Consider the following 26,451-nt stretch of genomic DNA (forward strand, 5'->3'; position numbering starts at 1 on the left):
GCGTTTCTACCCCGGCGGGGACGAGGCACGATGGAGCACATGCACACCCCGACTCCGCACCTGGCCGCCCTGCCCTTGCCGGACCCGCATGTCGTCGCTCTGGCCCGCGAGTGCCTGGAGGAGATCGACAGCCTGGTCGACGAGTGGGCCGAGTACGTGGGGCCGGTCCGCGCCTCCTACTCGGACCTGGTCTCCCGGCACGAGTTCCGCGACAGCGCCTGGCAGGCGTTCGAGCTCTTGCTGCGCACCGTCGCGCAGTTGCCGGTGCCGGAACACATCGCCGGCGTCTCCGAGCGGGTCGGCGAACAGCGTGCCCGGCAGGGCGTTCCGCTGGATGCGCTGCTGCAGGCCGCCCGCGTGGACTTCCGGGTCGTCTGGGCCGCCCTGGTGCGGCGCGCGGGCGAGGAGGGCAGGGCGCAGCTGGTCACCTCCGCCTACTACGTGTGGGAGGCGGTCGAGCGCCACGTCACCGGCATCATGACCGCCTATCAGCGCACCGTCCTGGAGATGGGGCGGCGGACGGAGGACGAGCGGCGTCTGTGGTTCAGCCGGCTCCTGGACACCGACGGCCGCAACCCCACCGTGGTGCAGGACGTGGCGCGGGCTCTCGGATTCCAGGTGCCCGGGCAGTTCCTGTGCGCGGTAGCGCCCGGAGGCGGCGAGGCGTCGCTACGGGGAGTCGCGAACGCCCTCCGCAACCTCGACGCCCCACTGCAACAGCAGGCGGTCGCCTCGGACATGGTCCTGGTGGTCCAGCTGGGCCCACGCCTCACCCGGGAAGCGGTGCTGACACAGCTGCACGGGACGCCGTGCGGCGTTTCCCGCGTGGTGACCGGACTCACCGAGGTCCCCCGCGCGGTGACGCTCGCGACCGCCACGGCCCGTGTGCTGGCGCCCGACGCCACAGAACCGCACCGGCTGGAGGACAACTGGCTCGACGTCCTGGTCCACCGCGCCGGCGACCTCGGCCGGGACCTGGCGTCCGACGTGCTCGGCGGCCTGTACACGGGAGTTCCCGCGGTTCCTGCGGCGGAGGCGGAACGCCTGCTGAAAACCGTCCAGGTCCATCTGTCGGGCAGCGGATCGGTGGCCGACACGGCCGCCGCCCTGTACTGCCACCGCAACACGATCCAACAACGCCTCAACCGCTTCGCCGAACTCACCGGCCGCGACCCCAGACGCCCCGAGGACGCGGCCCTGGTCGTCCTGGCCCTCAGCGCGCATCGCCTGCTACAGATGTGACGCCCGGTGCCGGCGCGCAACGCGACGAAGCCGACACCGCCAGGGGAAAGGCCGGCGCCACGCTCGCCGGCCCAGTTCGTCGATCCAGCCGGCGACTTTGGACTTGCAGCGGCGCCCCGCCCTGCATCGGCTCCGGGGGCGATGCGTTCGACCAGCCGGAGCGGTGGCAAGAAGCCCCCCGAGGGAACGGCGAGATGCTCCACCCCGCCAACGCGTCACACGGCGGTTCGTCGAGCTGTGCGAGGAGATCGGTCTCCCGCCGGTCCGGCTCCACGACTTGCGCTACGGTGCCGCAACGCTGGCCCACGTGGCCGGGGCCGGCCTGAAGGACATCCAGGAGATGCTCGGCCACTCCTCGATCACCGTCACGGCCGACACGTACACGAGCCTGCTCCCCGAAGCGGACCTGGCGATCGCCGAGGCCGCAGCCCGGCTCGTCCCGCGCGCCCGCGCCACCTCCGAAAACACCGCCCCCCAAGCGGAGGCCGAGCCCGACGACGCGGAGCATCCCGGCTTGGAGTCCGTGCCGGATGATGCTGATCCGGTGGCAGAAATTTCGGAGATCAACTCTCCGTCCGCTCACGCACCGCTCACGCACCGCTCACGCAAACGGCCCCGGACGAGGAGTCCGAGGCCGAATAGGGCGCCTCCCTGGGGGAGAAACCCCAGGTCAGTGGCGTAATGCGTTGTGCCCCCGGCAGGATTCGAACCTGCGACACCCGCTTTAGGAGTTTTCTCGGAGCGAGACTGTGACCTGCATAGATGTCGGGCGTAGGGTGCCTCGCCTGGAAGAATTCCTCTCCCGGGTTCTCACGTGTTCGCGTGGTTTCCCGTCCTGATGTGTGCTGAATCCGTTCTGAACCGGGGGCTACTCGGCAGGCGGCCGGCTGCGTGTCTTCGTGACAGACACGAAGGATCGGCGGCACCCCGCTTGAGGTCTCATGTCGGCATGGGCGCTAATCCACATCGATGCCGTACTCCTGGACCAGTTTCTCCAAGCCGCCTCGGTATCCCTTGCCTCCGGTGACGAACTCCCAGTCGCCGTTCGCGCGGCCACGGAAGGACCCCAGTACGAGGGCGGTTTCGCCGGTGCGGCCGTCGGAGACTTCCAACTGGTCGAGTGGGGTTCCCTCGGAGTCCAGCAGCCGAATACCGGCGTCGGTGAACCCGGACAGGTCGGCCGCGGGGTCGGCGACAGGATCGACCGCGGCGATGACGACGAGGCGGTCAGCGCGCGCCGGTAGGGCATCGAAGGAGACTTGGATGGCGGCTCTGTCCGGCGCGACGGGGATGAGCGCGCGGACTGTGCCGTCGGGTGTCCGGGGGTTGTTGAAGAAGACGAAGTGGTCGTCGTCCAGAACCCGGTTGCCGTGGCAGACGAGCGCGCACACGTCCAAGGCGACGCTGCCCGACCAGTACATGCCCAGCACGTTGTGGTCGTCCGTGCTGGTCTCACTGTCCGGCGCTGTCCGCTGGGCGGGCACCGAGCGTTCGCCGCTGCCCAGTCGCCCGCGCAGCCCGTGGCGGTGCAGCAGGTCGACCAGTTCGGAGCCTGCCACCAGTTCCAAGGGCTTGCCGTTGGCGAAGGTGTGCGAGCCGGGGCCGAATGCGGATGTCGTGACCAGCACACCCTTGTTGGCGCCGGCGTCCTGGACGGTGCCGTACAAGTCGCGGACGGCTGTCGGGGGCACGGTGTTGCGGTAGCGCTTGACCTGTACGACGATCTTGCCGCCGCGAATCGGGGTCGGGTCCAGCGCATCGACGTCCACACCCCCGTCGTTCGAGCGCTGTGTGGTCACGGCCTGCATGCCCATGGCCCGGAACAGATCGGCGACCAGCGCTTCGAAGGCGATGGGATCCATCTCGTACAGATCCGGCTCTTCGTCGCCTCCATGGGTGACGACACCGTTACCGACGTCTTCGGGAACCCGGCCGGGCCGCACGGACGCGTACTGATCGGGGCGCGACGACAGTTGCCCCCGGAGTCCGTCCACCAGGCAGTTGACAGCGTTCACCTGTTCCAGATGCAGCTCGGCGAAAGTCGAACGCGGGGCCATGACAGTGCCGAGGAACATGGGTGCGCGTCGGCCGGTCGTCGGGTCGTGATCGTCCACGAACCCGTTCAACGCGACCGATTCCAGCGCACCGAACTCATCGGCTGCGAAAAGATCACGCAGAACCAACAGGAGACACTGCGCGAGTACGTCCCGGTACAGGGCGCGGCGCTGCGTGACCGGTCGGGGCGACTCCTTCTCCTGATCGGCGTTGATCATGTAGCGCACCGACTTCGCCTCCGGGACGACGTCGTACTTGGGCAGCTCCCAGTTCAGTACCAACTGGCGCGCACCGGAGTCGTACGCTGCGGATACCTGACGGGGCAGGCCCTCCGGCCAACCGGTCGAGGCGTAGAGGGCGGCGGAGAAATACTCCACCGCGGCCTCGGGATCTCCGTTGCGAAGCCCCATCGTCATCTCTCCGATGCCGGCGTTGTGCCGACGGATCTCGCCCAGCTGGGTTTCGGCCCACTGCTGGTACTGCAGCTGGTAGGTAGCCAACTGGTGCTGACGCTGTGCTTCCGCAGCCTGTGCGGCCTGCCAGTCGTGCTCGAACCTGGACCGGGCCTCCGCCTGTGTCTGGGCTCGCCGTGTGGCGGCCCAACCGCCCTGCGGCTGGTACTGGTTCGGGTCCGGCATGCGGATGGGGTGCGCGAGCTGTCCCGGCGAGAATGCCTCTATCCGCTCCGCCCGAGTCAGAGCATCGGCCCTGAACGCCGGAGCCCGGCACCCTGCCGCCAGCAGGCCCTGCAACGACTCCACCCGCGCGTCGAGTTCCTCCGTGCGCCGCCGGGCCTCCGCCTCGCGCTGCTCCCGGTACGCCGCTCTCTGCTCACGGTGGCTGCGCGCGAGCTCTCGCTGGTAGGCGCGTTGTTGCCTCTCCTGATCCCGCTGGTATCTGGCTTGCGCCTCACGTTGACGTTGCTGTTGGCGTTGCGCTTCAGCCCAGACACCGACCAACCCATTGGAGCGACGGCTCATGCTCTACAGGCCGTCCCCACCAGCGGCTCGGCGTGTGTGCACCGATCCCTGGCCCCATAACCAGCAGTGATGAGGTGACTCTAGTCGGCAACCAACCGTGCGCCCATGCCCTTGCCGCAAATGACCTCCACTCCGCCCTAACCTGCGCATACCAGAGGTGAAGCGGCGCCTGTCGGCGGGACGTCGCCTTCCTGTCGGGCGGAGCCAGTGCTCAGCGACGAACCGTCTTGAGCGTGCCGGTCCTTGGCTGTGGTGAGTAGGGAGGCGCCTTGGAACGTTCCGCGGCGCTGAGGTCAGGAAAGGCCGACTGTCCGGGCGTCGGCCCCCATCGGCTGCGGCACACGACGCGCCGTCTCCACGGGAGGGCACAGTGTTGGAACAGTTACGAAGACTCGTCCACACCCATGCCGGGCGCAGTCAGCACCGGGTGCGATTTCGTCCCGAGACCTGGCGTCCATGGCTGGAGCCGCACGGGGCCGGGCACGTTCCAGATGCCGGTAAGGAATGCGCGAGCGGGCCGAGCGGAGACCGCCTGATCAGCCGGGACGACTTGACGGCGATACGAGAGCGCGCCGGCGACGATCCCGACGGGCTCCGCGATCTGTTCGTGGCCGTCATGATCTGGGGCAGGGCTGTTGGAGCTGTAGCCGTGTTCGGTCATCCACGTCTCAAGGACGGTGCTGCGGATGGCGTCCATTCGGGCACGGTAGCCCGCGCACTTCCCACCCGCCAGGTAAAGAGGAGGTCAAAACGCCCTAGGTCCTGCCGTCGGACGAGTGCCTGAACGCCCTAACCAGGAAGCCAGGCTGTGGAGTTGCTTGGTTGTCGGTCGCCTCCTGTGAGCGGCTGTTGACGGTCCGGTCCGCCCTGAAGTGTCACGAGAGGGCGGGTCGGGCGCCGAGACGACACGAAGGCTCCAACCAATGCCGAGTCCGAAGAAGCCAGTTGAGGCCGTGCTCGCCAGCCATGCCACGTACAGCGAGATCTTTCCGTGCGAGCCGTCCACGGCCGAGGCCGGTCGCAAGCTCGTCCGATCTCGTCGATCAAGGAGCCGTCTCGCGTCGCGGCGTCGTCATTCACCACGGTGAGCACGGGCGTGCCTTCCCGACCCGCGCTGCAACGCGGGCCTACTCGGTGACCATCACAGGATCATTCGGGAAGGTACGCCCTCCGCGCGCCTTCCCGGAACCGATCCACAAGTCCCGAGCATTGCTCCCGGCCATCCGGCTCAGGACGGCTCCTGTTACGCCGTCCGCTCACGCGCCGCTCACGCATTCGGCGGCCGTGGGGCGTCCAGTGGCGGACCGTGCTGTGGCGCCGAAGGCTGATTGTCTCCCGTGGATGTACCGGGGTAAGTGCCATCCTTCCGAGCCAGCCTCCACCACTAACGCTAATGTTACTAACTGCGATGTTAGTATCTGCGTGGATGTTAAGTAACGCTCTGGAGGGCGGCGACATGGCGGATTTCGTGGGCAGGCGGCACGAGCTCGAGACGCTGGATCGCGAGCTGGGCAAGGTGACGGCCGGGGTCGGTGGGGAGCGGCCCGGGCGGTGCGTGATGCTTCGAGGACGCCGCCGGGTGGGTAAGTCGCGGTTGGTGGAGCGGTTTGCCGAGAGGTCCGGTGCGCCGTTCCTCTTCTATGCCGCCACAGGGGCGTCGCCGGGGGTGGACCTGGAGCGGCTCAGCCAGGATGCGCAGTCATCCAGCCTTCCGCTGGCGAATCTGCTGTCCGCGGCCCGCCCGGCGAGTTGGGATGCCGCCTTCGATGTACTGGCGGCGGCACTGCCGCATGACCGGGCGAGCGTGGTGGTCATGGACGAGGTGCCCTATTTGATGGATGCGGAGGGCGCCTTCGAGGGCATGCTTCAGCGGGCCTGGGACCGAGTGCTGGAGACGAAGCCGGTTCTGCTGGTTCTCATCGGCTCCGACCTGTCGATGATGGAGGCGCTGAACAGCTATGGACGCCCGTTCCACCAGCGCGGACGGGAGATGGTGCTGGGTCCGCTCAACCCGGCGGAGGTAGGCGAGATGCTCGGTCTCGAGCCTGCCTCGGCTTTCGATGCGGCCTTGATCACCGGTGGACTGCCCCTGATCTGTGCAGAGTGGACGCACGGCGCCGGGATGTGGGAGTTCCTGCAGGCGGCACTCAGCGATCCGGTCTCGGCCTTGCTGGTGTCGGCGGAGCGCTCGCTCGCTGCAGAGTTTCCCCAGCAGGTGCAGGCCCGCACCGTCCTCTCGGCGATCGGCAGCGGTGAGCGGACGTTCTCCAATATTGCCCGCGCCGCCGGCGGGATCGGGGCGACCCCGCTACAGCGGTCGCTGGGGATCCTTACGGAAAAGCGGGTGATCGCGGCGGAGCTTCCTGTGTCCACGCGGCCTTCGAAGGATCGTCGATACCAGGTCGCGGATCCCTACCTCCGCTTCTGGCTGAAGCTCCTGGGTCCGGCGATGGAGGAGATCGAGCGGGGCCGGGGTGACCTGACGCTGCGGCGAATCCGCGAAAACTGGACCAGCTGGCGTGGCCGGGCCGTTGAACCTCTGGTGCGCGAGGCGCTGGCACGGCTGCTGCCCGACGCGAACCTCCCCGCCGCCCCCGCCATCGGCGGTTACTGGACCCGCACCAACGATGTGGAGATCGACGTCGTGGGAGCGGACCGCGCGCCGATCGCCAAGGAGCTGTTGTTCGTCGGCTCGGTGAAGTGGCTGGAGAACTCCCCCTTCGACCGGCACGATCTCGCGGCGCTGCATCGACACCGTGCCGCGCTCACGCCTGCTCCCGTGCCTGTGATCGCTGTCTCGCGCAGCGGGACCGACTGCGCGGGGCTCGACGCCGCGTACGGCCCGGTGGAACTTCTCGCGGCGTGGTCCTCCTGAGCACGCCCGATTACATGTTGGGCTGGAGGTGTACGGCCTGCCAGCCAAACTCGGGTCGACCGAGCCTCTGGACCCGATACTCGATCCTGCCTTACGAAGTCCGCCTGGACGCAACTGAGGAGCAGAGGTGCACCAGGATGTCGGTCGCCTGCGCGGGTCGTCCCGCCGTCGAGCGGCGCACGATGTCCGGCACGACACGGCATGGCACGGACCACCGGCCGTACCCGGGCCGAGCCGCTCTCGAGCAGCCCGGTCAGTCGGCCCAGCGTCACCGGACATGCCGACCGGCGACATCCACAGCAGTCGACAGGTCGGCGAAAGTGCGCTTGCGGCAGTCTGCTTGGATGCCGGAGATGACGACGAGTTCTCTTGTTCCCCGCGCAGACGACGCTGATTCCGACCGCCTGAAGGCCTTGCTGGAACGTGCCGCCACGGGCCGGGACAGTCAGGCCTGGAGCGACCTCTGGACGGAGCTCTACCACAACGGCTCTCTGGACGTCGCCCATCCGCTGGTGCTGCACACGCTGGCCGACATGGCGGAGGCCGACAAAGCCGGCGTGGCGCCTTCGGCCCTCCACTTGGCTGGCGCCCTTCTCGTCCAGGCCGACCAGCGGTCCGAGACCCGGAACCTGCGGCACCGGTACGCGCCGGAAGTTGCACGCTTACTGGGCGCCGCACACCGGTGGCGGCAGGTCACCGCCGACCGCAACGACTACTGCTATCTGGTTGAGGCGGTCCTGAACCTGGAGGGTGACATCCACTGGGCGGAGGACTTGGTCTGGGGCGTCGTCAGCGAGGAATACGAGCTCGAGTGCCCCGATCCCGACGGGTGCGCGTCGCTGTGGGTGATTTTCGGAGAGCGGGGCTTCTTCAGCGCGACGGAGGACTACGCCCTCTCTGACGACATCGAGACCTTCCCTCTCCATCCGGCCGATCCTCGCGCCCTGGAAGGTCTCGGCCGGCGCCTCTACGACCTTGCCATGGCCGACGGCCATGAGGAAGTCGCGCGCGCCCTGACTTATGCCTTCGGTGAGGCGACCTGCCCGGAGTGTGAGCAGCGCTTCTCCGTCATTGGGCAGGTCGTCGACTGTTCCAGCTGAGAACCGCGTCGGGGTGGCAAGGTTTGAACCCACGACCTCTTCGTCCCGAAGCAATGCGCGCGACCTTGTGACCTGCGGCCGAACCGCTCGTGACCTGGGCGGACCGTCCGCGAGAGTCCGTGGTTGTGCGCCCTGGTGCGGGGCTGTTGTAGCGCAGTTAGACACTCAGCGCGCATGCCTGCGGAGGCCGCGTAGCGCCTCATATAGATCGTCGTAATTGCCTAACTACGGCTGGTCTTTCAGCGCCGCGTACGCTCGTTCGACCTCGCCCAGGTACTGGTTCAGGCGGAAGCGAACCTCCTCGATGGGCTTGCCATCGAGGCCCGGGTACATCAGGTCGGTCCAGATGACCGTCTCGCCCCGGAGCCGGACCCGGATGGTCAGCCTGTCTGGCCCGGGCTCGGGCCGCTCTTGGGCTGCTACATCCACCTTGCACGGCATATCCGTCGGATAGAGCGGTCCGCCTGGGCGGAGCAGCCACCTTGGATCGAGGCCAGCCATTCTGCTGTCGCTGCGCGCGACCACGTCGAGGCCATCGGCGAAGAGGTACGTGTGAACGGCGGAACAAATTGGCTGCCCGGGGCACGCGCTGACGAGCAGTGTGCTTACCCCACCATCGTTTTGCCCACGGAGCACGGTGGCCCTGAGCTCGCGCGGGGACCTACGCGGCATCCGCCTGATGTGACGTCATGGGTCGATTCTAGCGGCCACGCCGCACCAGTTTGGAAGACGCCGTATGCGGATGGCCGCTGACCTGGCGGCTCCCTGACCTGGTCCGGAGCGAGGTTGGCGCCGCTGTTCCCCGTGAGTCCCCGCTGCGTCCCCTCCGAACGGGCACGCTGTACTGCGAGCATCGGATACCGCTGCGCACCGTGACGTCCATCGTCATTGCAGTGAGACCGCCGTCAGCTGAGGCGCCCCACCAGTTCGGCACTACACGATGCCGGCCCGAGCCACTGGTCAGGCTTGGGCCACGATTTCAGCCCGCAGACGGTCGTACTCGGCGACCGCCTGCTGGACAACCGCGTGATCTACGTCCGGCAGCAGACCCAGCGACGGCGCGGAGTCCTCTACGACGACGAGACCAAGAACCGCCGCCATCGTGCCCTGCCGCTCCCGGCGATGTGCATCCCGCCGCTGCGCTGGCATCGGATGCGCCAGTCGGCCGCGAAGCAGCGTGCGGGGGAGTCCTGGGACGAGAACGGCCACGTCTTCACTACCCGCACCGGTCGCCCGGTCGAGCCGCGCAACGTGTACCGCTCCTTCACCCGCGTAGCCGACTCCGCCGGCCTCCGCGTCGTCCGGCTGCACGATGCCCGGCACGGCTGCGCGACGCTCCTCACCGCGGCCGGCGTCGCGCCCCGCGTCGTGATGGCGATCCTCGGGCACAGCCAGATCAGCATCACCATGGACGTCTACACGCACGTCGTCCACGACACGCAGCGCGAGGCCATCAGCCACATGGACCGGCTGCTCAAGAGGCGCCCCGGCCGTGAGTGACCGCCCTCGTTGATGTCAAAAACTGATGTCAAAGGCCCCGGACCATGATCGGTCCGGGGCCTTTTGCCTGGTGCCCCCGGCAGGATTCGAACCTGCGACACCCGCTTTAGGAGAGGCCCTATAACCTGCCCTGTCTGTGTTGATCTTCCCCCGGATTCACCGTTCTGGCTGGTCAGCGCGGTCCGGCCTTCCGTCCCCGTCGGATCGTTCCCGGCCTTTACTCGGCCTTCCGTTCCCCTGACGTTCCCCATGCGGGCTCCCAGACCTGTGGGAACGGAGGCCGGGGGAGTCGGTCGAGGTCAGCTGCGGTCGTCGAAGCGGTGAGCACCGCAGAACCCTTGGGGGCGACGAAGGCCCCGCTCCCATCACAGTGGGGCGGGGCCCTCGGACCGTCTCTGCGGGCCGTGCATGGCCGCTGGGCACAGGCTAGCGGCTCGGGCTCAACTGCGTGGCCAGTCCGTGCAGGACGCTCAGACGGATCTCGGGCTGGCCGACGTAGCCGCAGGCGTGCGGGCCGGGTACCTACTTCCAGTGCTGGGCGTATGAGGCGCGCAGGGACTCGGGGGAGCGGTCGAGGTCGTCGGCCGCGCAGCGGCGTTCGACGCGGCTTCGGAGGCCGCAGCCGGTGTACAGGCCGAAGGCGTCGCGGTAGGGGCCGCAGCGTTCGGCTTCGAGGGCGTCGGTCTCGCGCGGGAGGACTGGGTGCACTTCAGGTGGCCATTCTGAGCACGATCTCCGCCTGCTCGACGTGCCACTGGAGCTGGGTCGGTTAGACCCAGATCTCGTGCTCGTTGCGGTAGTGCGGCCACGGCTGGCCGGCCTGTCGTGCGGCGATCAAGTGTTTGATACCTGCGACCCACGAACCTGGCCGGAGGAACTCGATCAGGTAGCGGTCGAGTGCTGAGCGGCGCATCTGCAGCGTCCAGGCCGGGGTCATGGTGAGCCCGCCGGGCAGAAGGACAGACCGCAGCTGCTCCTGGCGGTGGATCTCCATTACGACCTCACCGGATTGCAGGTCATGGTTCCCGGGTGGGCGAACCCATCGCGCGTCCATGCCTGAGAGCTGGAGCAGCCGGGTGAGCGCGGGGCCCGAGGTCTCGACGGTCACCGCGGCGTAGTCGCCGATCAGGCGGGCGCAGAGGACGGGATCCAGCGGGTAGTTCGCCCAGGGCACCCGCTGCGGGTCACCGGCCGTGCTGTCCAGGCTGGTTGTGTGGATGTTGTGCTCCCGCTGGCCGCCGATGCCCGCACGCTGGAGCGCCGCGTCGAAGGCATCGGCTGTGCGCTCGGTGAACTGCTCGTGGGTCAGGCCCTGTGCGGCGCAACCGTATTGGTCGAAGGTGAGCAGGGCCCGGCTGCCGGGGACCTCGGTCGCGTAGACGCCTTCTGCCGCGGCCTTCCCCATGGCCGCACGCAGCAGGTCCAGATGCGTGTGCAACGGCAAGTCCAGGTCATGCAGGACCTCCGACGCGTTCTCCCCGGGCAGCGGGCCACCGTGCAGGACCGCCGCGCGGGCCTGGTTGATCCGCCGTAGCTGAGCGCGTTTGGTCTTCTTCGGGTCCGTCTTGATCTCCACCGTGCGGGGCGGCTCGGTGTCGTGGAACACCGTGATGTCGCCGATGCGAAGGCAGCTGGTCAGATCCCCTGCTCCCCGCCAGCACGGGGGTGACCTTCACTTGGACACGCGGTGAGATGAGCCATGACTGGCGACGCTTGGTGCCGATCTGCGGGGCAAGCGCCGTGGTCGCGCATCGCTGCGTGCGCCGTGGTGCCGCGCGCGAGGTCCGCTCGGGTCCGGGGGAGGGGTTGACGATCTTCCCTGAGATCGGGCCCGTCACCGATCCGACCACCGTTGGGGAGGTGAACGAGCGATGATCCGACGCCTCCTCGGCGCCCTCGGCTACGAGCAGCAGCCGCTGTACTACTGCGCCTCCTGCGGTGGTTGCTACCCGATCAGCCGCTTCGAGTGACCCTGGACGGTTCATCACGATCAGGTCAAGATCACCGATTCGAGGCAACCGCACATCTTCTTCACCAGTCACACACCTGTACCGCACAATGCCTGCCCCAGAGGAAACCATGAGCAACCAGCAGTACCCGCAGCAGCCCCAGCAGCCCGGCTGGAACGGACCGCAGCAGCCCGGATGGGGCGGACCCCAGCAGCCCTACGGCCAGCCGCCGTTCCAGCCGCAGCCGCCGAAGAAGTCCAGCGCCGGGAAGATCATCGGCTTCGGATGCCTGGGCATCGTTGCTTTGTTCGTCCTGATCGGCATCGTCGCGGCCATCGCCGGAGGCGGCAGCGACTCCACCGACACCAGCAGCAAGGACAAGGCCGTCACCGCCAGCGACAAGCCGAAGACCAGCGACAAGCCGAAGACCGACGACAAGCCGAAGACCGACGACGCGAAGGACAAGCCGGCCGAGCAGAAGGCTCAGGCCGAGGAGTTCAAGGCCTGCGTCGCCAAGTCCGGCACGGCGCCGGAGAAGCAGGCGGTCAAGCACGTCACGAAGGTGACCGGCGCGGACAAGCGGAACGACATCCTGGACTCGGCCGAGGTGTTCACCGACTACACCGGCGGCTTCATGAGCGAGAACGCAGGCGACGCGAAGCTGATCGCGTCCGCGTTCACCTCCTGCTACGAGTCGGACAACGGACTCGTCAGTGTCTATGGCGAGGACGGCGACCTCATCGCCAACGCCAACTACTAGGCGGCCCACAGCCCGTGGCCCCCGCCCACCCGTGACGGCGGGGGCCGCGGCCCCCGGCACCGCTCGCCATCACGAACCCGCCACCAGACGCACCAGGGGGAACAGTGCGCCGTACCACCACCGCCCTCATAGCCACCGCCATGCTCGCCGCCCTGGCCGGCTGCTCCAGCTCCAGCGACGACAAAACCACGGCAGCCTCCCCGGCCACCACGGTCACGGCCAGCACCGAGCAGGAGCACACGATCGACGACTGCGTGGCCGTCATCGAGCAGGACTACGCGCAGGACAACCTCCACGACGCGTCCGACGAAGCCGAGTGCATCGGCCTCACCGAGGACGAGTACACCGACGCCGTCGCGGAGGTCATCGGCGGCCACAAGGACGAGATCCTCGATGACGCCGCCAACGAGACTGCCTGGGATACCGCGTGGGACGAGATGGACGCCGACGCCCAAGCAGACATCTGCTCCGCGCTCCAGATCGACGATCCTGCGGTCGCCGAACTCCTCACGGAAGAGCAAGCCCAGTACTTCCTGGACAACAAGTGCTGACCTGAGCAGAGGAGGCGCCTGTGGCCGGCAACCCGCGCAACGGGATCTTCCAGTGGCAGCCCGCGACGCGGACCAGGTCCGCGAGGGCGGCGTCCAGGGGTGCGCAGGCGAGGTAGTAGGCGACCTCGGATTGCGTGGTGGAGGGCGAGGTAGGCACGGCTGTGGCCGCGTGCCTGGAGGCGAAACGGTCAGCCTCGGCCTGCGGCGCCGTCGTCTGAAGTCGCCCAGGCGGACGAGGCCGTCTGCCGCGGTCGCCGTGGCAGGCCGGGGCGCGAGTTGGAAGCAGGGGCGGCGGCCGGTCGCGGCGGAGTGGGCGCGGGCGCGGGGGCGCGCTGCCCTGCGCTTTGGCCTGTGCCGGCGGTCGCCGAGCCGCGTTGTGGCGTGAAGTGGGCCACCTCGCTCGGGGGCATGCCGAGCAGACGCGCGGCGTCACCCTGGCTTATGTGCAGCTTGTCTACGAGCTCGTGAACAGCGGCGGCTATCGCCTCATCCTCGGCGGCGACCGCGGCCGCCCGACGGTGCCGCGCTTCGGTCACCGGGCCGAGCACGGGCGCGAGTTCAGGCACCACCATGTTCAGGGCGATCACCTCCGGAGGGACGCCGACGGCTTCGGCGACCAGGCCGCGCGCCAGGTCCTCCGCACCTTCCAGTGTGCGGCCCTGGGTGTGGAGGTCGAGGCGGGGGATGTCGACGGCCCACCACCGGCCGATGCGGCGCAGGAGGACTTGGAATTCGTCGCGGGGACTCATTGGCTCTGTCTCCTCTCCTTCCATCGGCTGGGGCCGTTGCTCAATTGCTCACAGACTGACACATGCCCGCGAACTCCGAAAATCGTTCGACCGGGAACGGCCGGGTGCAGGCATGGTCAGCTGAGGCACAGTGCGAGTAGACAGACATCCGTCGGCGACGTCGATGCCCGTGCGGGGCGGGTCTGGGACGTGCCCGAGTCCGTGCCGTTGGTGGGCGCAGGCGTCGACGGCTGTTGCGCCGTTGTATCGGAGCGGTCGGGGGCCGTGTCGCCGGCGGGCGGGGTGGTGCTGTGCGGCTGCGGGGTCGGCGTCGCGGCCGGGCGGCCGGGCGCGTCGGCCTCTGGCCGGTCGATTGATGGCGTCGCGCGGGGCGAGACCGCGCGGGTCAGCACTCGCGGGGCGTTGGTCCTCGTCGGCGGTTGCGGCTGGGACGGGGCGTGTGACGACCGGTGAGTGCGCTGATCGGTAGCTGGCGCGGAGGCCGAACGATTCTGCTCGGGCGTCCGCTCCTTCACGGCGCCGATGCTCTGGTCGTACGGCGCCACGGCTGCCTCGGCCCGGTCGGCGGAGTTCCGGTCCATCATGGCGATGGTCAGGCCGCCTCCGACGAGTGCGACAGCACTGGCGACCGCCGCCCGGCGCTTGTTCTTCTTCCAGCGGACCAGCTGGCGTCGGCGTGCCGCACGCCCCTGCCGCGCGGGCGGCAGGTCCTCGACATCAGCGGCAACGTGCGGGGCCACGTCCATGGAATCGCTGGACTGCGCCTCGCCGTCGAGGAGCGTGTCATGCCACGTGTCGTAGGTCGCGGTGTCCCGGTGAGCCGTTGTGGCCGGTGTGGCGCTCGCCATCGCCGGGGCCGACCCGCTGAAGCCGTCGGCGGCGGGCGGGGCGGTGTCCGGGGCGTAGGCGCCGCACCCGGGGCACACCAGGGCGCCGTTGAGATGCCGACGGCATGAGGAGCAGTAATCCATCTGCGGTTTTCCGGTCTTCCTGGTTCGATGCGTCGTCGGCCCGCCTGGGCCACGGCCCGCCTGGGCCACGGCCTGGTCACGTTCGCACAGGGGATCGAGCAGCCGTCAACGCTAACGAGGCTTTTGAAACGCTGTGTGCAGCATGTGTGATGCTCCTGCGCGGATTCCTTGTGTGGTGACGGGATAGGTGGACGTATCCGCGCCGAGTCCAGCTACGGCGGCGACCCGTGCTACTCCGGCTGACCAGCCGCAGCGGCTCCGGCCGAGGGCCGCTTCCTCGGCGGGACGTGTGGCGGGGGCGTCCTTGGTTACAGGCCGCAGGAGCCGCGGTCGAGGTGGAAGTATCGGGCGTTGGCCCAGCGGCACAGCCGGATACCGACGATGACGCCGACGATGGTGACCAGGGCAGGCAGGTATCCGCTGGCGACCTGGATGATCGGGATTGCAGGGCACCCACCTGAGATCGCCCAGCCCGTACCGAACAACACCGCGCCTGGGATCACGCCGGCGTGGATGCGCCCCGGGGTGCGGCGGACCCGTAGCAGAGCGAATGCGCACACGATGATCACCACGGCGCCGGCGAAGGAGAGGAGCATGCGCAGGTCCTGGAAGGTGAACATGCGGTTCAGCTCGGCGTAGTCGCCGAAGCCGATGTTGGTGACGGTATAGCCGAGGGCCAGTCCGGTAAGGATGTTGGCCAGCAGAATCGCGCCCCGGGTACGCATCAGATCACCTTCCACAGGAGGAACGACACCACGATGGCGGTGCCGAAGAACACGGCGGTCGCGACGAGGCTGACCGGGCGTAGACGGCCGCAGCCGTTGAGTCCGTGGCCGGAGCTGCACCCACCGGCCAGCCGAGTGCCAAAGCCGACCAGCACGCCCCCCACGAACAGCAGGACGGTCATGGTGGTCGGATTGGCGGTGACCAGGCTCCGGAAACCCGGGCCCATGTCGTAGCGGAGGTGGAACCGCCCGGAGGTGACCGCGGCGATCAATCCGCCGAGGAAGATCGATATCAGCAGGGCAGCCTGGGTGACCAGCGGGGCCGGGCCCGGGTCTGTGACCGAGGTGTTCTCGCTCACCGTCGGTTCGACGTCCGTTTTGAGCAGCTGTGACTCCCCGTATGGAGCCGGCGGCACGGTAGACGCGCCAGGGCCGGTGCCGAAGTGCTCCGCTGTAGCTGCGGCGAGAGCGTCAACAAGAGCACGATCGTCGGTGAACTCCTCGTCCATCCGCTCGAGGTGGCGTTCGCGGCGCCAGTGCAACACGCGATCCCACGCGGACGACACCCCAAAAGAGCGATCCGTGGTGAGGGCGTAGTTGATCGTGACCAGAGCGAGCCCGGCAGCGCCGGCCCACCAGGGCCAGTAGCTACTCATGCGGGGCCTCCCATCCATTCGGTGAATCGAGCCCACCAGCCGCGCTTCGAGCTGGGCGCTCGCCGCGCGTGTCGAGAGGGGTGGGTATGAGGCTGGGGAATCTGCGGGGGTGGTGACGGTTGGTAATGCGTGACTGGTATCGGCGGAGATGCCGCCCCCCACTGAGTCACGCTCTCCGGAGCCGCGATCCCAGGTTCAGACGGCTCAGGTGGCCGGGCCAGCGCTTGCTGCGACCAAGACGCGCTCCCCGGTGACGTCGGATTGTGCCGTGGTGGCGGGGCCTGCCGGGGTACCTGCCCTGGGTCGACGGCGCCGGACCGGCCCGCGTTGGCCGCGTCTTCGAGATGTCGTGCGCGAGCCCCGTTGGGCAGCAGGCTGATCGGCACGCGCTCGCCGGTGAGTGACATCTGGTAGCGCGCACAGCCGAGCCACTGATCCTCGCTGTCGCAGTAGTAGTCGCGCCAACCTTGCAAGCTCGCCCTAAGCAGCGGGAACAGGGGGCATCCTACGGCGTGCGAGCAACCCACGTTGCTCCCTTCTGACCGGCGCACACCACCCATTCGGAGAGGGCGGTTGCCGTTCTCGATTTCATGCCCTCGCCGCGCCAGGTCGACGATCTCAGAGCGACGCGGTGACGGCCTGTCACAGCTATGGAGCTGTGCCTCCATTTCTTCGACCGGGCGTGATGGAACCACCGTTTCGGTGTCCCAAGCAACCTCAGGGGGATTCTGACCGTGACCGCTTGACATCACCGAGTGAGATATGCCACGTGATGCTTATGCGTCTTTGTCTCTTGTGTCTGAATATTTACGGTCGGCGGCGGGGCCGCTTGGAGCGTGATTGGGTTTCAGGACCGGCCCTCGCGCTGGCAGCGAGTTAGCCGTTCGGGGAGACAGTGCGCATATGAGGGTTGGTTGTGGCGAAATTGTGAATTCGGTTGTGACGAAGCTGTTGATTTTCCAGGCGGTAAATGAAGACGCTAATGGAGGGGAATCATGTGCCAACGTGCTGTCTGTCGGTCGTGCCGCAAAGTGACTTATGAGGGCTGCGGGAGACATGTGGACCAAGTACTCAAGGGCGTGCCAACGGCTCAGCGGTGCCTGTGTGAGCCGGCGGAGCATAGGCGGGCGCGCACGGTGGAGGCGACAACTCGGTCGGAATCGGTGCCGGCCCGACCGGGTGGGGCGGCGCGACGCACGCAGGATCCTCGGTGCCCAGGGGGTTCACCGGGCCGATCGAGGGGTGGCTGGTGGGCCCGGCTCGTCAATTGGGCGAAAAGCCCGATATGAGATAATTGCCGCCAAGCTGCATGGTACGTGCACAGCGCCAGGGCGTGGCTCGCGCAGCCGTTGTGCGGCATCCCTGCTACCAGCAGGAGTGGCGTCCACGATGAAAGGGAGCTGTTGACAGTCGGCTTGTTACGGGAGCGGCTTACCAGTCGCCCCGCTGGCGACGGCAGCCCGGGTGCGACTGCCACGTGGACACCCGGGCTGCCGTATGCGAGCAGGAGCGAGCCGGCACGGGGGGAACCAGCCCGCTCCTGCGGTCGGCGCTCGCGTACCTCCCCATGAGGGCGAGCGCCTCGACCCTCACGACGGGGTCACTCTTTCCAGCGTGCTGTGCCCCTGGGATGTCACTGGTGGCGAGAGGTGGTCACAACTCCAACGCTCGTGTGACAAGCGCAACATAAAGCCATCACGACTCAGCCGCGAACCACGCACGCACCTTCCCCCTCGTGGCGCACCTCATAGCAGCCGGGCACTGGAGCGGTCCCTCGGCTCGGGCCCTCCCGCTGTAAACCGGCCGAAAGGCACACCGAGGGATGGCTGCGCCGCCCAGAGGCACGTTGCAGGGCCGGTACGCTGGGGCCGCTGCGGCACCCCCCCACTTGATCCGCGCCCCGGCGGTGAGCGATGGCCTGCGGTGATCAAGACGTCTTTGGGTATGAGGGTGAAGAACACGTGCTGATAGCGGGCCGGTACCGGCTGCGGGATGCCATCGGGCGGGGCGCGATGGGGGAGGTCTGGCGGGCCTTCGACGAGACGCTCGGCAGACCGGTTGCCGTGAAACTCCTGCTCCCCCATGACTCAGACCCCACCGCATCCTCCCGCTTCCGGCTGGAGGCACAGACCGCCGGCCGCCTCAGCCACCCGAATGTGGTCGGCGTCCTCGACTTCGGCGAGCACGAAGACCGTCTGTTCCTGGTGATGGAGCTCGTCGACGGGGACAGCCTCGCCGGGCTGCTCACCGTCTCCGGACCGCTGCCCGCCGAGCGGGTGGCCCGTATCGCCGCGCAGGGCGCTGCTGGGCTGGCCGCCGCGCACCGGCAGGGCATCGTGCACCGGGACGTCAAGCCGGCCAACCTCCTGCTGGGTGCCGACGGCACCCTGAAGATTGGCGACTTCGGCATCGCCCGCTTCCTCGACGACCCCGGCGCCGCGCTCACCGCCACCGGGCAGATCGTCGGCACCAGCCTCTACCTCGCGCCCGAGCGTGCTCTGGGCCGCACCGCCGGTCCTGCCTCGGACGTGTACTCCCTTGGCTGTGTGCTCTACCAACTCCTCACCGGCCGCCCGCCGTTCCAAGCGGACAGCGCGCTCGCGGTGCTTCATCAGCACCTCGACTCCACCCCGGTCCCACCCCGGCAACTCGGTGCCGATCTCCCGCCCGCCTTCGAGAGCTATCTGCTCGGTCTGCTGGCCAAGGAGCCCGAGAGCCGGCCCACGGCCGAGGAGGTGGCGGACTGGTTCGGGCGCGGAGCCTGGCGCGGCGTGCCTGAGCCGCTGCCGAGCGAACACCAGGATCACAGCCGCCCGGACCGGCCACACGCCACCGGCTCGAGCGCCGCCGCCCCTGCAAGCTCCGCCTCTGCTCCCACGGCACACTCCCAGGGTGCCTTCGTCCCGGTGGCGGACACCGAGTGGCAGACCAGCGTGCACCGGGTCGCGACCCGCCGCTCGCACCTGCCGTTTCTCCGCCGTTCCCGCCTGGTGGCCGTGCTGGGCGGCGTCGGCGTCTTCATCATGGCTTTGCTGGTGGGCATGGCGTGGTTCTCGCCCGACACCGGCTCAGCGCAGGAGCCGCAGACCACGCCGTCCGCGAGCACGAGCCCCGCCACATCCTCCTCGTCCCCGGCCACGCCGTCATACGGGACCGCCTCCTCACCCCCAGCACAGCCTGCCGAGCAGAAGCCGGAGAAGGAGCACGACATCAAGCCAGGCCCCAAGGAGGCCGGCAAGCACGGCAAGGGCAAACACTGACACGAGTCCCGGGGCCTGGATCCCCCACGGTCTGCCTTGCGCGTCTGACACCCGGGCCTTACCTGGAAGTGGCCAGACCTCCAGACCAGCGCCAGGCCGGAAAGCCTTTCCATCGGATCGACCTTGCGACGCGAAGAGCCCCTACTCCTCCTGGGGGTAGGGCCTCTTGGCCGTCTGCGTCGGCCCTCTGAGAGCCGTACAGCACAGGCCACTTCTTCGGGCTGATCTGCGGGGCCAGTTGGTACAGAACGCCGGCGCGAGTCTCTGGCCGACCGACGTAGCCGCAGTCGTGCGGGCAGGGCGCCCACTTCCACGGCTGGGCGTAGGAGGTGCGTCGGGATTCGCGGGAGCGGTCGGGGTCGTCGGCCGCGCAGCCGCGTTGGACGCGTCCTCGAAGCCTGCAGTCCGTGCACAGGCCTACACGATGCCCGGCATGACGTCCACCGAGACAGCCAGCTACATCAAGCACCACCTCGGCCTCGCCGGCCGCAGCGACCAGCTCTTCACCGACGATGCCGTCACCCTCATCCACACCACATCGCGCGGCTTCCCCCGCGCGGTCAACAACCTCTGCCTGCAATCCCTCGTGGCCACCTTCGCCGCCGGCAAGTCTCTCGTCGACGAGAAAGCCGCGCAGCCCGCCGTCACCGAAGTCCTCGACTGATATTCCACACCCTCGAAACTCGATGTCGGTGGCACCGGATACCTTGCATCAGACGATGCACACCACTGGAGGGGACATGCCGTCTCAAGGAACAGTTCTCGCCGCACTCACGGTGGTAATGCCGCCACATGACGGGGCCGATGAGCAGGTGGACTGGGATGCGATCCGGCGGGCTTGGGGAGTCGGCTTTCCCTCCGATTACATCGCCTTCATGAGCACGTACGGAGCTGGCGGCATCGACAACGCGCTGGGCGTCGTGATCCCCGAAGCGAACACGCAGCCGGCCGACAGCCCTGACCTCGAGGGCATGGCGGCCGAGACAGCCAACATGCGGCACATGTGGGAGTCCGAAGGAGGACCGGACGAGGTCGATGCCGGACCTGATTCTGTCGTCGCTTGGGGCGTCAGCTGCGGAGCCGACATCCTCGGCTGGCTCACCCTTGACCACGACCCCAACAAGTGGCCCGTTGTCGTGTGGGAACGGCACGGCTGGCCCCACTGGAAAATCTACGACTGCGGAATGGCGGAGTTCCTTCGGCGCCTGTTCACCAAAGGCTTCGACGAGTGTCCACTCAGCGACGCCTCCCTCTGGGGAGAGTCCTCTCCGCACTTCGTCCACTGGCGCGAGGAACAACGACGGTGGGAGTCCGGCGTCGACCCCTACACAGGCGAACCCGACCCATACTTCGGCATGAAGTTCGACTGATTGCGCCTCGGCACCTTACCGACGCCCGCGACACCTCGCCGACAAACGCCCCGCTGGGACCACCCCAGTGGGGCGATCTTGTTCTCGGTGATCGGCACCTTCAGTGCCGGACCCGTCGGCATTTTCAGCGTCGACCAACAGGGCGATGACGGGGTTGGGGTGCAGCTCGGTGGCGGGCGGGAGGATGCCGAGCCGGCAGAAGGCTTCGGCGATGTGCCAGCAGTTGGTGTCGGTGGTGAGGGGCAGGAGGCAGTGTTCCATGTCCCTGGTGAGGATGAGGGCCACGGGGAGGTCGGCGATGGTGGCGGCCGCCTGGTCGGGGTCGAGGTGCAGCGCGAGGGAGTAGTAGAAGAACGCGCCGGCGGGGGCGGGGTGCTGGCCGTAGGCGGTGGTGTGCTCGCCGCTGTAAGCGACGTGCCGTCCGGCGTTGTGCTCCAGGGCGGCGATGGGGGTCCAGTTCTCGGGGGTCACGGCTGGGGTGTCTTCCTTTCGGGGATGGGTGCGGCCCGGCTGGTGGGCCGGGCCGCGTGGTGGGTGGGCGGTGCTGCTCAGGCGACGATCGAGCCCATCGCGTCGATGAGGGCCTTGGCCTTGTTGGCCGTGAGTTCGTCGTCGGCGGTTTCCCAGTGGCCGCCCATGACCTGCTCGCCGCCGTGCTGGTAGAGGAGCCAGGACCATGCGTCCCCCGGCCAGTCGCTGAGCTCCAGGCGTACGAACGGGGTGAGGGTGATGGAGGAGGACCAGCAGTTGCCGCCCGTGTTGATCGTCTCGGCCTGGACGCCGAGGGCGACCAGCAGGGCCGTCATTGCTTGGGCCGACTCGAACTCGCTGCGCTCGCGGTTGGGTTCGGTCTTGTGGTCGGTGTCGGGTGTGGTGGTCATGGGTGTCCTCGTGTGTGGGCCGGGCCGCCTACCTGGTGGGGTGGGCGGCCCGGGTGCGGGTCAAGAGGTGGTGCGGCGGACCATGCGCTGCTGGTCGCGGTCCCAGTCGCATTCGGCGTAGAGGCGGTTGAGGTCCGGGAGGTGTTCGCGGACGGGGTCGTCGCCGAACTTGATGACGAAGCCGTACTCGTTGCACTCGGCCTCGCCGGGCCACTGGCCGGTCCAGCGGGTGTTGCAGACGTCGCTGCCGTGTACGCATCCGGCGCGCTGCAGGCCGGTGATGGCGCAGCGGGCGATGTCGCAGCCGTGGAGGTGGAAGCGGCCGGGCCGGACAGAGCAGTCGGGGCAGTTGTCGAGTGTGGGGTCGGCCGGGGTTTCGGGCTCGGGCTGGGTTTCGGGTTTGGGAGCCATGGGTGTCCTTGCCTTGGGTTCGGGCGCCCGCTGTGGTGGGCGGGCGGCCGGGCGGGGTGGTCAGGAGGTGGCGGGCTTCGGCTTGGCGGTGGTGCGCTTGCGGGCGGGGCGCGGCTTGGGTTCGGCTGCGGCGGCCGCGGGGGCGGGCTTGGTGGTGGTGCGCTTGCGGGTGGGGCGCGGCTTGGGTTCGGCGGCGGCCGCGGGGGCGGGCTTGGTGCGGCGGGTCCGCTTGGCGGCGGGCTTGGCCTCGGGCTCCGGTTCCGGCTGGGGCTGGGTTGCGGGCTGATCGGCCGGGGTCTGCGGCTCGGGTGCGGGTGCGGGCTGTTCGTCGGTGCCGGCGGCGGGCAGGGTCGTCACCTCGGGGTCCGGCTCGACGTCGGGTGCGGTGTCGGGCTCCCAGGGCCGGTGGCCGACGTAGTACGGCTTGGCGTCGAAGACGGGCAGCAGGTTGTCCCTGACGGTGTTGTAGAGGACGACCCCGGGGTCCTGGTCCTCGGTGAGGGAGCCGATGTGGACGGCCATGTTGTAGCTGTGGCGGTACGGCAGCGGGGCGATGCCGTCGGCGGGCTGGTCGGTGGGCTGGGTGCCGCCGGTGGCCCACATCTGGACGGTGCTGCCGTTGTTGATGAGACGCATCCCGATCTGGCGTTCCAGGTCGCCCTGGAGGTGGACGATGCCGTCGATGTCGAGCCCGTCGAGCTGCCAGCCGAGGCGCACGGCGAGATCTTCGCCGGTGGCGTGAAGGGCTGAGGGTGCGAGTTGCACGGTGTTCTCCAAGAGGTCGGTGGTGCTGGTTGGGGCCCCGCCCCTGGTGGGGCGGGGCTGGCTCGGGTCAGGCCGGGAGGTTGTCCAGGAGGGTGCGGGCGGCGGCTGCGAGCTGGGGGGCGCCTGCTTCCTCGCAGCCGGCGTAGCTGCAGGCGGCGCGCAGGGCGTCGCGAGCTGCGTCGGTCTCGCCGCGGTCGAGGAAATATGCGGCGGAGTCGAGCGAGATGGCGGCGACGCTGAGGGCGTTCTCCTGGTCGTCGCAGACGGCGCGGTTGCCGAGGGCGCGGGCGCGGGTGGCCCACTTGCGGGCGGCGGCTTCGAGGTTCGGGAGGTCGAGGTGAATGTCGAGGGCCGGGGCTGCGGGCTGCATGGGGTTCTCCAAGAGGTCGGGTGGTGCTGTGCGAAGGCCCCGCCCAGGTGGGCGGGGCCGAGTGCGCGGGGACGGGTGGGGTCAGCTCAGGACACTGACCTCGTCGCCGTCGTCGAGGAGCATCGAGAGGCGGGAGCCGTTGTCCCAGTCGACTGCGAGCTGCTGGAGGCGGGTGTCGTAGCGGCGGACGGTGCCCTTGTCGCCGGGGCGGAGTTCGGTGTGGGGGTCGGCTGTGGCGATGAGTGCGATGCGCTGGCCTCGGTGGTACATGGGTTGCCTTCCCGTGAGGTGCAGGTCGGTCGAATGGTGTGGCACATCTAGGTGCGGGCGGCGGAGTCGTCCGCCGCCCGCACCGGGATCAGGCCTTGTGAACGGTGACTTCGCCGGTTCCGGTCGTGTTCAGCGTCGTCTCGCTCAGCTTGGCGCCGAAGGCCCAGACCTCGACGATCGCCGTGTCGTCCTCGTCGCGCGACCTCAGCTCCCAGCTGCACTGGCAGTTCGCGGAGCACTTCGTCCGCTGATCGCCCCTGACGTGCGGCGAGAACTCGGAGGTGACGGTGACCTCGCCGGTTCCGGTGGTGTTCAGCGTCGTCTTGCTCAGGTTGGCGCCGAAGGCCCAGAGCTCGGCGATTGCCGCGTCACCCTCGTCTCGCAACCTCAGCTCCCAGCCGTCGTGGTGAATCGAGTGCGTCTGCTGCTCGCTCATGTTCAGTTCTCCTCGCGTTGAGGCAGGGGGGCGCTTCCCCCTTGCCCATCCCCCTTATTCTAGCGGCATAGCAGTGGGGGTCAAGGATTTTTTTCGGCGAAACCCCAGGTCAGGCGGCCGTTGGTCCGGCCATGAGCCGGTCGGCGAGCTTGATCGCCTCGCCGTACGCCTCGACCGTCGCGAGGTACCCGACGATCTGGTTCCGCTCCTCGATGAGCGCCGCACGCTCCCGTATGGCCTGGTCCACGACGTCGCCCTGCCGGAGAGCGTCGCCGCAGGAGACGACGACGCTCGGGCCCAGGCCCCAGACGATCGCGTTGACGGCGGCACCGGCGGCCGCGAGCGGGTCGAGGTCGTTGATCGCCCACCCGAAGTCGGCGGGGTCCAGGTGATGGTTGCGCAGGTGCTGCGCCAGCGCGCGGAACATGCCGCCGGTTCCGCCGGCGGGCTCGTGGAACCAGGCGCCCTTCTGCAGCGACTCGGCGTCGCAGGTCAGGCGGGCCATCATGTCGCACAGCTCCGGCGGGGTGTGGTACTCGCCCAGGCCCTGGCGGGCGCCGTGCGAGCGCAGCGAGGTGATCGTCCACGACATCAGGTCGGTGTCGGAGCGGCTGTCGGGGTCAGTGCTGCCGGTCATCTGCAGCACCCCGTACTTCAGCGCGGTGTCGGTCACCCGGCGGACCGCGTACGCCTTCTCCTCCACACCGTCCTCGGTGAGCCATCCCATCAGCGGGGCCATGCGGGCGCCCAGGTCGGGGCGGCTGGACCAGGTCGCCGCGTAGATCTCGCGGTAGCCCTGCAGGAGCTCCCAGTCGGTGCAGGTGCTGATGATGCGGGTGACGTCCTCGGTGTGCCCCTTGATGGGGAACAGGGCCAGGGCGGCGACGATGCTGACGGGGATGTCCATGCGGTAGCCGCCCCAGTTGGAGGCGTGCCAGGTCTCCGCGACGGCCTCGCCGAGGCGCTGCCCGGCGTCGCGGGGGTTGCCGATCATCAGCGGTGTGACGCCGCGGCGGGCGGGGATGGGCGTCTGCACGGCAGGCAGCTCGGGGCGCGGGTCGGCGAACAGGCTGTCGGGCTCGGCGGCCGCCACGACCGGGCGCGGCGCCGGCGCCGGGCGGGGCGCGGGCACAGCGGCCGGGCGGGGTGCGGCCGCGGGGCGGGACTGTGCGGGGCGGGCGGTGAAGGTCGCCGGGATCTCCTCGGCTTCGGCGAACAGGTCGAGCTGGTCCATCGGTTGCTCCTCGAGGTGTGGGTGTGACGGCGCCCCGCCACCCGGGCTGGGGTGCAGCCGGTGGCGGGGCGCCGAAGAAGGGTGGTGTGGGTCAGTGGGTCCAGGCGCTGGTGCGGATCGGCTCCCAGCCGTCGCCGCCCGGGGCGAGGGCCACGAGGCGGTCCGGGTGCAGGACGTAGGCGTACTCGACGTCGGCGTCCGACTCGTGGGTGAGCAGGCCCGTGTCGAGTCGGCTGGCCGTCTCGACGCTGTGGCAGAAGCACTCGCCGTCGCTCTCCGAGTCAGGCAGGTCGATCCAGCCGAAAGGGTGCTCGTCGAGCAGAATGCGGGTGGCTGCCTCGACGTTGCCGCTGTGGCCGAGGAGGACGAAGTCGCGCAGCAGCCTCATGGCGGTTGCGGGGTCGCCGTCCTGGTGCAGGTAACGGCCGGCGAAGCCGCCGCCTTCGGTGGGGCGGGCGACGATGGCGCGAGTACTCATCAAAGGTTCCTCCTGGTGCGGAAGGGGCCGGGCGTCCGCAGGTGCGGGGCCCGGCCCAGGGGTGGGATGGTGCGCCGTCAGGGGCGGTCGTTGACGCGGGCGACGGTGTCGGCGACGCAGAGAACGGCGGCGACCAGGCCGCTGACCATCTGGGCGATCTCGTTGGCGTCATGGGATGTGACGTCGCTGGGGATGGTCCTGGCGGCGTCCTCGGCGATCTCCCGCAGATCCCGCGTGCCCGGCCCGCTGCGCTTGGGTTCCGGCTTGATGATCGGGTCCTCGCGGCGGGCGTGCGCCACATCAGGGGCGGCCTCGTCGGCGGCGTCTTCGGGGCGGGGCTGGCCGCACTCGCAGCGGGTCACGTGCCATTCCTCGTCGGCACCGCAGGTGCACGACCAGGTCGCGAAGTGCCAGGTCCACGACCAGCCACCGATGCCGTACAGGCCCTCGTCGTTGGGCTGGATGATCGAGGCGGCCGTCTGGGAGCCCTCGTCGAAGTACTGCCAGCTGATGTGCAGAACGACCGCGCGGGGCTCGCCCTCGCGGTCGATGCCGCCGTCGATGACGTGGATGGTGTCGACGCAGTCGTGGCCGTCCTCATCGGCCATCTCCTGCGTGCGGGCGGCGATTTTGCGGGCGGTGTCGAGGGTGAAGAACGGGGAGAGCCAGCCGTTCCACCGGTTGTCGGGGTTCAGCTTGGCGTCGTAGGGGCCGAGCATGTCGTCGATGCAGACCCGGGTTTCGATCAGGGGGGATGCGGCGTCGGCGGGCTGCTGCTGGTCGGTGTCGGTCACGGTGTGTTCCTCCGGGTGTGGAAGGGGCCGGGCTCCCGCAGGTGCGGGGCCCGGCCCAGGGGTGGGGTG

28 protein-coding genes and 1 pseudogene are annotated in these 26,451 nt (G+C 68.9%); 11 read left to right on the plus strand and 18 right to left on the minus strand.

Going from position 1 to position 26,451, the window contains the following annotated elements:
• The first annotated feature begins 39 nt into the window (after positions 1–39).
• Together OH809_RS24710 and OH809_RS24715 are read left to right on the plus strand one after the other, a co-directional pair.
• Complete coding sequence (locus tag OH809_RS24710) at positions 40–1,242, plus strand: PucR family transcriptional regulator (protein WP_406515546.1); 1,203 nt, start codon at positions 40–42, stop codon at positions 1,240–1,242.
• 163 nt (positions 1,243–1,405) lie between these two features.
• Positions 1,406–1,924 carry a tyrosine-type recombinase/integrase gene (locus tag OH809_RS24715; protein WP_406515547.1) on the plus strand — a complete coding sequence of 173 codons (519 nt, stop codon included), beginning with the start codon at positions 1,406–1,408 and terminating at the stop codon, positions 1,922–1,924.
• Between the two features lie 274 nt (positions 1,925–2,198).
• Here OH809_RS24715 and OH809_RS24720 read toward each other — a convergent pair whose 3' ends face one another.
• Positions 2,199–4,277 (minus strand): restriction endonuclease, encoded by a 2,079-nt coding sequence (locus OH809_RS24720; RefSeq protein ID WP_406515548.1) that lies wholly within the window; start codon positions 4,275–4,277, stop codon positions 2,199–2,201.
• Positions 4,278–4,704: 427 nt separating this feature from the next.
• Here OH809_RS24720 and OH809_RS24725 point away from each other — a divergent pair, with 427 nt between their 5' ends.
• From OH809_RS24725 to OH809_RS24735, 3 genes are all read left to right on the plus strand, one after another.
• Positions 4,705–5,061 (plus strand): hypothetical protein, encoded by a 357-nt coding sequence (locus OH809_RS24725; protein WP_406516275.1) that lies wholly within the window; start codon positions 4,705–4,707, stop codon positions 5,059–5,061.
• A 672-nt stretch (positions 5,062–5,733) separates the two neighbouring features.
• A complete protein-coding gene (locus OH809_RS24730; protein ID WP_406424997.1) occupies positions 5,734–7,152 on the plus strand; it encodes an ATP-binding protein in 1,419 nt (472 codons plus the stop codon).
• Between the two features lie 344 nt (positions 7,153–7,496).
• Positions 7,497–8,252: a hypothetical protein gene (locus tag OH809_RS24735; RefSeq protein ID WP_406420342.1), complete on the plus strand. Its 756-nt coding sequence runs from the start codon at positions 7,497–7,499 to the stop codon at positions 8,250–8,252.
• A gap of 225 nt (positions 8,253–8,477) precedes the next feature.
• Here OH809_RS24735 and OH809_RS24740 read toward each other — a convergent pair whose 3' ends face one another.
• On the minus strand, positions 8,478–8,681 hold the full coding sequence (locus OH809_RS24740; protein WP_406420341.1) for a hypothetical protein: 204 nt from the start codon (positions 8,679–8,681) through the stop codon (positions 8,478–8,480).
• Positions 8,682–9,266: 585 nt separating this feature from the next.
• Between OH809_RS24740 and OH809_RS24745 the strand changes: the two are divergent.
• Positions 9,267–9,752 (plus strand): annotated as a pseudogene (locus tag OH809_RS24745) (tyrosine-type recombinase/integrase); the annotation flags it as partial.
• Between the two features lie 522 nt (positions 9,753–10,274).
• Here OH809_RS24745 and OH809_RS24750 read toward each other — a convergent pair.
• Entirely contained in the window at positions 10,275–10,460 is a 186-nt protein-coding gene (locus OH809_RS24750) for a hypothetical protein (protein WP_406515549.1), read from the minus strand.
• A 61-nt stretch (positions 10,461–10,521) separates the two neighbouring features.
• Positions 10,522–11,358 carry a hypothetical protein gene (locus OH809_RS24755; protein WP_406515550.1) on the minus strand — a complete coding sequence of 279 codons (837 nt, stop codon included), beginning with the start codon at positions 11,356–11,358 and terminating at the stop codon, positions 10,522–10,524.
• Between the two features lie 473 nt (positions 11,359–11,831).
• Here OH809_RS24755 and OH809_RS24760 point away from each other — a divergent pair, with 473 nt between their 5' ends.
• Together OH809_RS24760 and OH809_RS24765 are read left to right on the plus strand one after the other, a co-directional pair.
• Positions 11,832–12,461, plus strand: a complete 630-nt coding sequence (locus OH809_RS24760; RefSeq protein ID WP_406515551.1) for a hypothetical protein — start codon at positions 11,832–11,834, stop codon at positions 12,459–12,461.
• Between the two features lie 104 nt (positions 12,462–12,565).
• Positions 12,566–13,012 carry a hypothetical protein gene (locus tag OH809_RS24765; protein WP_406515552.1) on the plus strand — a complete coding sequence of 149 codons (447 nt, stop codon included), beginning with the start codon at positions 12,566–12,568 and terminating at the stop codon, positions 13,010–13,012.
• Between the two features lie 188 nt (positions 13,013–13,200).
• Here the strand turns inward: OH809_RS24765 and OH809_RS24770 are convergent, their stop codons facing one another.
• The 4 genes from OH809_RS24770 to OH809_RS24785 all read right to left on the minus strand — a co-directional run bounded on the left by OH809_RS24770 (position 13,201) and on the right by OH809_RS24785 (position 16,113).
• Positions 13,201–13,761, minus strand: coding sequence for a hypothetical protein (locus OH809_RS24770; RefSeq protein ID WP_406515553.1), 561 nt, complete (start codon positions 13,759–13,761; stop codon positions 13,201–13,203).
• Between the two features lie 116 nt (positions 13,762–13,877).
• Positions 13,878–14,732, minus strand: coding sequence for a hypothetical protein (locus tag OH809_RS24775; RefSeq protein WP_406515554.1), 855 nt, complete (start codon positions 14,730–14,732; stop codon positions 13,878–13,880).
• 308 nt (positions 14,733–15,040) lie between these two features.
• Positions 15,041–15,457 (minus strand): YeeE/YedE thiosulfate transporter family protein, encoded by a 417-nt coding sequence (locus OH809_RS24780; protein WP_406515555.1) that lies wholly within the window; start codon positions 15,455–15,457, stop codon positions 15,041–15,043.
• Positions 15,457–16,113 carry a YeeE/YedE family protein gene (locus tag OH809_RS24785; protein ID WP_406515556.1) on the minus strand — a complete coding sequence of 219 codons (657 nt, stop codon included), beginning with the start codon at positions 16,111–16,113 and terminating at the stop codon, positions 15,457–15,459. The genes OH809_RS24780 and OH809_RS24785 overlap by 1 nt, the downstream gene beginning before the upstream one ends.
• 1,961 nt (positions 16,114–18,074) lie before the next feature.
• On the opposite strand from OH809_RS24785, the gene OH809_RS24790 reads away from it, so the two are divergent.
• The 3 genes from OH809_RS24790 (at position 18,075) to OH809_RS24800 (ending at position 20,743) form a co-directional block, all read left to right on the plus strand.
• Entirely contained in the window at positions 18,075–19,373 is a 1,299-nt protein-coding gene (locus tag OH809_RS24790) for a serine/threonine-protein kinase (protein ID WP_406515557.1), read from the plus strand.
• Between the two features lie 433 nt (positions 19,374–19,806).
• Positions 19,807–20,037 (plus strand): hypothetical protein, encoded by a 231-nt coding sequence (locus tag OH809_RS24795; RefSeq protein ID WP_406515558.1) that lies wholly within the window; start codon positions 19,807–19,809, stop codon positions 20,035–20,037.
• Positions 20,038–20,155: 118 nt separating this feature from the next.
• Positions 20,156–20,743 (plus strand): SMI1/KNR4 family protein, encoded by a 588-nt coding sequence (locus OH809_RS24800; protein ID WP_406516276.1) that lies wholly within the window; start codon positions 20,156–20,158, stop codon positions 20,741–20,743.
• Between the two features lie 15 nt (positions 20,744–20,758).
• Here OH809_RS24800 and OH809_RS24805 read toward each other — a convergent pair whose 3' ends face one another.
• The 10 genes from OH809_RS24805 to OH809_RS24850 all read right to left on the minus strand — a co-directional run bounded on the left by OH809_RS24805 (position 20,759) and on the right by OH809_RS24850 (position 26,382).
• Entirely contained in the window at positions 20,759–21,214 is a 456-nt protein-coding gene (locus OH809_RS24805; RefSeq protein ID WP_406515559.1) for a hypothetical protein, read from the minus strand.
• A 77-nt stretch (positions 21,215–21,291) separates the two neighbouring features.
• On the minus strand, positions 21,292–21,624 hold the full coding sequence (locus OH809_RS24810) for a hypothetical protein (protein ID WP_406515560.1): 333 nt from the start codon (positions 21,622–21,624) through the stop codon (positions 21,292–21,294).
• A 60-nt stretch (positions 21,625–21,684) separates the two neighbouring features.
• Positions 21,685–22,035 carry a hypothetical protein gene (locus OH809_RS24815; RefSeq protein ID WP_406515561.1) on the minus strand — a complete coding sequence of 117 codons (351 nt, stop codon included), beginning with the start codon at positions 22,033–22,035 and terminating at the stop codon, positions 21,685–21,687.
• A gap of 60 nt (positions 22,036–22,095) precedes the next feature.
• Complete coding sequence (locus OH809_RS24820) at positions 22,096–22,800, minus strand: hypothetical protein (RefSeq protein ID WP_406515562.1); 705 nt, start codon at positions 22,798–22,800, stop codon at positions 22,096–22,098.
• Between the two features lie 67 nt (positions 22,801–22,867).
• Positions 22,868–23,170: a hypothetical protein gene (locus OH809_RS24825; RefSeq protein ID WP_406515563.1), complete on the minus strand. Its 303-nt coding sequence runs from the start codon at positions 23,168–23,170 to the stop codon at positions 22,868–22,870.
• 81 nt (positions 23,171–23,251) lie between these two features.
• Positions 23,252–23,440: a DUF4314 domain-containing protein gene (locus OH809_RS24830; RefSeq protein WP_406515564.1), complete on the minus strand. Its 189-nt coding sequence runs from the start codon at positions 23,438–23,440 to the stop codon at positions 23,252–23,254.
• An 88-nt stretch (positions 23,441–23,528) separates the two neighbouring features.
• Complete coding sequence (locus OH809_RS24835) at positions 23,529–23,876, minus strand: hypothetical protein (RefSeq protein ID WP_406515565.1); 348 nt, start codon at positions 23,874–23,876, stop codon at positions 23,529–23,531.
• A 109-nt stretch (positions 23,877–23,985) separates the two neighbouring features.
• Complete coding sequence (locus OH809_RS24840; RefSeq protein WP_406515566.1) at positions 23,986–25,110, minus strand: N-6 DNA methylase; 1,125 nt, start codon at positions 25,108–25,110, stop codon at positions 23,986–23,988.
• Between the two features lie 91 nt (positions 25,111–25,201).
• Positions 25,202–25,588 (minus strand): hypothetical protein, encoded by a 387-nt coding sequence (locus OH809_RS24845; RefSeq protein WP_406515567.1) that lies wholly within the window; start codon positions 25,586–25,588, stop codon positions 25,202–25,204.
• A 77-nt stretch (positions 25,589–25,665) separates the two neighbouring features.
• Positions 25,666–26,382: a hypothetical protein gene (locus tag OH809_RS24850; protein WP_406515568.1), complete on the minus strand. Its 717-nt coding sequence runs from the start codon at positions 26,380–26,382 to the stop codon at positions 25,666–25,668.
• Positions 26,383–26,451: the final 69 nt, after the last annotated feature.

Source organism: Streptomyces sp. NBC_00873, from assembly GCF_045207415.1.
In the GTDB taxonomy this organism is placed as follows: Bacteria; Actinomycetota; Actinomycetes; order Streptomycetales; family Streptomycetaceae; genus Streptomyces.